The 5688-nt window shown below is 57.9% G+C and carries 3 protein-coding genes; 2 read left to right on the top strand and 1 reads right to left on the bottom strand.

Going from position 1 to position 5688, the window contains the following annotated elements; genetic code table 11:
* Window positions 1-272 precede the first annotated feature (272 nt).
* A complete protein-coding gene (gene glgA, locus NW819_RS02050; RefSeq protein WP_414412741.1) occupies window positions 273-1748 on the top strand; it encodes a glycogen synthase GlgA in 1476 nt (491 codons plus the stop codon).
* A gap of 159 nt (window positions 1749-1907) precedes the next feature.
* Complete coding sequence (locus tag NW819_RS02045) at window positions 1908-3515, top strand: glycoside hydrolase family 57 protein (RefSeq protein WP_414330234.1); 1608 nt, start codon at window positions 1908-1910, stop codon at window positions 3513-3515.
* Between the two features lie 297 nt (window positions 3516-3812).
* Here NW819_RS02045 and ilvB read toward each other — a convergent pair whose 3' ends face one another.
* Window positions 3813-5639, bottom strand: a complete 1827-nt coding sequence (gene ilvB / locus NW819_RS02040; RefSeq protein WP_414412742.1) for a biosynthetic-type acetolactate synthase large subunit — start codon at window positions 5637-5639, stop codon at window positions 3813-3815.
* Window positions 5640-5688: the final 49 nt, after the last annotated feature.

Here is a 5688-nt window from a genome sequence, read left to right as displayed (position 1 = left end):
TCCGCAACGCTGACGCGACCAACGTTTTGAGTGGGGGTGCAGGGCCCTAGTTTGAATCAAATGACCCTAATTCCGTAGAGAGCTGCTCCCGTAGATCAGGTTCCTGAGCAAATGGCGCCGCTTGAGCCTGAACCCAGTCTGCCCAGAGGTTATCTAAAGTGAGGATCCCTAATTGTGGGGATCCCTTGCCGCTGCGAGGGATGTTCTGTCGGGGCCAAAAACGATTATCGTTTTGTGAAGAAAGGTAAGGCTCTGCTACAGGAGATCTCGAAATGTACATCGTGCAGATTGCGTCTGAATGTGCCCCGGTCATCAAGGCGGGGGGACTGGGGGATGTGGTGTACGGCCTCAGCCGGGAGCTGGAAGTGCGGGGGCACTGTGTCGAGCTGGTTTTGCCCAAGTATGACACCATGCGCTACGACCAGATCTGGGGCTTGCACGATGCCTATCGCGATCTCTGGGTGCCCTGGTACGGGGGAGCCATTCACTGCTCGGTGTACTGCGGCTGGGTGCATGGCCGCCTTTGCTTTTTTATTGAGCCCCACTCGAGCGATAACTTCTTCAATCGCGGGTGTTATTACGGCTGCCCGGATGACAACATGCGTTTTGCTTTTTTCAGCAAGGCGGCTCTAGAGTTTCTCCTACAAAGCAACAAGCGCCCCGACATCATCCATTGCCACGACTGGCAGACAGGGTTGGTACCGGTGCTGCTGTTTGAGATCTACAAGTACCACGGCATGGGAAACCAGCGGGTGTGCTACACCATTCACAACTTCAAACACCAAGGCTTTGGCGGCCCAGAGATTCTTTGGGCTACCGGCCTCAACCGCGAACCCTACTACTTCCACTACGACCGTTTGCGCGATAACTTCAACCCCTTTTCTCTCAACTTTATGAAGGGGGGAATTGTTTTTTCCAACTTTGTCACTACGGTCTCTCCCAATCACGCGCTGGAGGTGCAATTTGGCGACTACGGCTATGGACTTGGCCATACCCTCTACTTGCACCGGCACAAGTTTCGCGGCGTTTTGAATGGCATCGATTACGACATTTGGAACCCGGAGATCGACCGCTTTATCCCCGTGCGCTACACTGCTCAAACGCTGGAAAATAAAGCTAAAAACAAAAAAGCTCTGCGGGATCGGCTGCTACTGCAGGATGTTGACAAGCCTATCGTGGCCTATATCGGGCGATTGGACGAGCAAAAGGGCGTGCATTTGGTGCATCATGCCATCTACCGCTCCCTGTTCAAAAATGCCCAATTTGTTCTGCTGGGATCCGCTACGGAGCGAGGGATCGGCGCTTGGTTTGCCCACGAGAAAAGCTACCTCAACAACAACCCCGATGTTCACATTGAGTTGGGCTTTAACGAAGAACTTTCCCACCTTATCTATGCGGGGGCAGACATCATCGTAGTGCCCAGCCACTACGAACCCTGTGGACTCACTCAGATGATTGGCTTGAAGTATGGCACAGTTCCGGTGGTGAGAGGAGTGGGTGGCCTGGTGGATACCGTCTTCGACCGCGACTACGATCCCCACAAATTGCCCGAGCAACGCAACGGCTACGTCTTTTATCACACAGATCCAGCTGCTTTGGAGTCGGCTCTGGATCGGGCCATCGACCTTTGGTACACCGCTCCTGACCAGTTCCGTCAACTGCAGATTCAAGGCATGAGCTACGACTACTCCTGGAACTATCCTGGCAAGGAGTATCTGGAGATCTACGACTTCATTCGTCACCGCTGAGCCCAACAGCGATCCCCAGCGATCCCAGCTCTTGACCCCAAAGACGAAATGCTGGACGATAGGTAGCAATCTTGGGCTTAACCTTCTCTACAGATTTGCTGCTGAGAAGGGCAAGTCTGCTCCGTTATCTTTCCCTGTCTGTAAGGATCGCCGGCTGCCATGGGTTATCTCGCCTTGGTACTCCACGCGCACCTGCCGTTTGTGCGCCACCCTGAGCAAGACTTTGTGCTGGAGGAAGAATGGCTCTACGAAGCCATCACGGAGACCTATGTGCCGCTGCTGCACATGTTCGAGGGGCTACAGCGAGATGGCATCGACTTTCGCTTCACCATGTCCCTGACGCCGCCCTTGGTGTCGATGCTGCGGGATCCCTTGCTGCAGGAGCGCTACGACCACTACCTAACCAAATTGGAAGAGCTGGCCCAGCTGGAGTACGACAAAAACGCCACCAACGGCCACATTCGCTACCTGGCGGAGCACTACATCAAGCAGTTTGCCATGGTGCGGGATCTCTGGGAGCGCTACGACCGGGATCTGGTGCGAGCTTTTAAGCAGTTTCAAGACAGCGGCAACCTGGAGATCATCACCTGTGGGGCTACCCACGGCTACCTGCCCTTGATGCAGATGTACCCGCAGGCGGTTTGGGCCCAGCTTATCGTAGCCTGCGAGCACTACAACGAACACTTTGGCCAGTGGCCGCGGGGGATCTGGCTGCCGGAATGCGCCTATTACCAAGGGCTGGAGCGGATGATTGCCGATGCCGGCCTGCGCTACATGATCACCGACGCCCATGGTCTTCTCTACGCCAAGCCCCGGCCTCGTTACGGCATGTACGCCCCTATTTTTACCGAGACCGGCGTCGCCGTTTTCGGGCGGGATCACGAGTCTTCGCAGCAGGTGTGGTCGGCAGAGGTGGGCTATCCAGGGGATCCGGTTTACCGCGAGTTCTACAAAGACCTAGGGTATGAGGCCGACTACGAGTACATCAAGCCTTACATCATGCCCAACGGCCAGCGGAAAAACACCGGCATCAAGTACCACCGCATCACCGGGCGCAACCTGGACCTGGGGCAAAAGCAGCTTTACGACCCCTATTGGGCGCGGGAGAAAGCGGCAGAGCATGCGGGCAACTTTATGTTCAACCGCCAGCGGCAAATCGAATATTTGTACAGCGTCATGGGCCGCCCGCCGCTGGTGGTGGCCCCCTACGATGCGGAGTTGTTCGGCCACTGGTGGTACGAGGGCCCTTGGTTTTTGGATTTTCTCATCCGCAAGAGCTACTTCGACCAAAACACCTACCGCATGACTCACCTGGCGGAGTACCTGCGGGAGAACCCCACCCAGCAGGTGTGCAAACCTGCCCAGTCCAGTTGGGGGGCGCGCGGCTTCCACGAGTACTGGCTCAACCCCACCAACGCCTGGATCTACCCCCACCTGCACAAGGCCACCGAGCGGATGATCGAGCTGAGCCGTCGCGAGCCTGCCGATGACCTAGAATGGCGGGCCTTGAACCAGGCAGCCCGAGAACTGCTGCTGGCTCAATCTTCCGACTGGGCTTTTATCATGCGCACAGGGACGATGGTTCCCTATGCAGTGCGCCGCACCAAGTCCCATCTGCTGCGCTTCAACCACCTCTACGAGAAGATCAAAGAGGGTCAGTTTCGGCGAGAAAAAGCCACCCCTGAAGAGGAGCAGTGGCTGGCCAAGGTGGAATACATGGACAACATCTTCCCCAATATCAACTACCGGGTTTACCGACCCCTCTAAGCCGGTTGGGCAGGTCTGGAGGGTGCCTGCTTCCGACCGCCAGAGACACCAGAGGCAGAAGTTTCCGGCTACCCTCCTTGAGGGGATCGAACTACCCCAGGGCAGGAGGGATCCTCCGTTCGTTGCGCTGATCCCAACCTTCCTCTCCTTTTGGGAAAGGGGCAGGAGTCGCTCGTGTTGGCCTCGCAGAGCGCTCAGGGAGCGTTTTAATCTGGCTTGTTCAGTAGCCCCGATATCCCCGAAGACTCCCTGCTGCTGGGGCCCACCTTTCCTAGCCGGATGGCCAGGCCACCGATTCTAGAGCTTGGTGCCGCACTCGGCGCAAAACTTGTGCAGGGTGGGGTTTTTGGTGCCGCAATTGGGGCAGTAGATCAGCTCGGCGGCTTGTTCCAGTTGCCGCTTCTCCGGCAGCCCGATCATCTGATAATTGGCTTTGCCGGCAGGCACCATCGGGTAGCAGTTTTCGTCCCGCTTGACCACAAAGTCGGCCACTACCGGCCCCTCGTGCTTGAGGATCTCCTGGATGGCATCTTCCAGTTGGTCGGGGTGATCGACGCGGATCCCTTTTACCCCAAAAGCCTCGGCTAGCTTGACAAAATCCGGCATTCCGGGAGACATATCTGAGTGGGAGTAGCGCTCGCCGTGGAAGGCCTGCTGCCACTGCCGCACCATGCCCTGCCAGCCGTTGTTGATGATGGCCACTTTGGTGGCAATGCCGTACTGAGCCACTGTGCCCAGCTCTTGCATGTTCATCTGGAAGCTGGCATCGCCACTGATGCAGATGACTTCTTCGTGAGGCAGGGCTACCTTGACTCCCATCGCCGCGGGGAACCCGTAGCCCATGGTGCCCAGCCCAGAACTGGAGATCCATTGGCGCGGCCCGTTGCGCAGAAACTGCGCCGCCCACATCTGATGCTGGCCAACATCGGTGGTGTAGTAGGCGTGGGGAGCATGACGACGAAAGGCATCGATCACCTGTTGAGGGGCAATCACGCCTTCGTAGCTGGGCACCTGCAGGGGATAGTCCCGCTTCCAGCGCTCGATCCGATCCAGCCAAGCCTGAGTTAGGCCTGGAGTAGAAGGCATTTTGCTCAGTTGAGCCAGCATCTCCACCAGAACAGTGCGCACATCCCCTACAATCGGCACATCGGGCGCACGGTTTTTGCCCACCTCGGCTGGGTCGATGTCGATGTGAATGACTTTGGCGTGCTTGGCAAATTCATCTAGCTTGCCGGTTACGCGGTCGTCGAAGCGGGCTCCCACCGCAATGAGCAGGTCGCACTCGGTGACGGCGAAGTTGGCATAGGCCGTGCCGTGCATGCCCAGCATCCCCACCGACAGGGGATCGTTCTCATCGAAAGCCCCTTTGCCCATGAGGGTGGTGGTCACCGGGATCCGATAGGTGTGGGCCAGCTCGGCAATTTCGGCGTGGGCACCGGAGATGATCGCTCCACCCCCCACATACAGCAAGGGCCGTTTGGCCTGCAGGATCAGCTTGGCCGCCGCATGGATTTGCCGTGGGTTGCCTCGCACGGTGGGCTTGTAGCCGGGGATGTTGATCTCGCTGACAGGTTGATAGTCAAACTCTTCTAGGCCCACATCTTTGGGGATGTCGATCAGCACCGGCCCGGGCCGCCCTGTCCCGGCAATGTGAAAAGCCTCTGCCACGATCCGAGACATTTGGCGCGGATCCCGTACCACGTAGGAGTGCTTCACAATGGGCAGGGTGATGCCAAAGATGTCCGTCTCCTGGAAGCCGTCGGTGCCAATCAGATGGCGAGGTACCTGCCCAGTGATGACCACCATCGGTACAGAGTCCATCATGGCGTTGGCAATGCCCGTCACCAGGTTGGTCGCCCCTGGGCCAGAGGTAGCAAAACACACCCCCACCTTGCCAGTGGCGCGAGCATATCCGTCGGCGGCGTGGGCAGCCGCTTGTTCGTGGCGTACCAGGTAATGTTTGAGCAGCCCCTGAGACTCGGCTTTGTACAGCTCGTCGTAGATGGGGAGGATGGCTCCCCCCGGATAGCCAAAGATGTGTTGCACCCCATGCCGGTGCAGGCTGTCCACCAACGCATATCCACCAGTCGCCACGATGTCTTCTCCCCACTGAGATGACCGGATGTCGAACGCACGCTCCTAGGAGAGCTGGCGCAGACAGGGTACTGGCCAG

Origin of the sequence: Synechococcus sp. R8-2, assembly GCF_047461715.1 — a bacterium.
In the GTDB taxonomy this organism is placed as follows: Bacteria; Cyanobacteriota; Cyanobacteriia; order Thermostichales; family Thermostichaceae; genus Thermostichus.
Note: the sequence above shows the minus strand (reverse complement) of the source record. Positions and strands in the feature narration are given on the sequence as shown.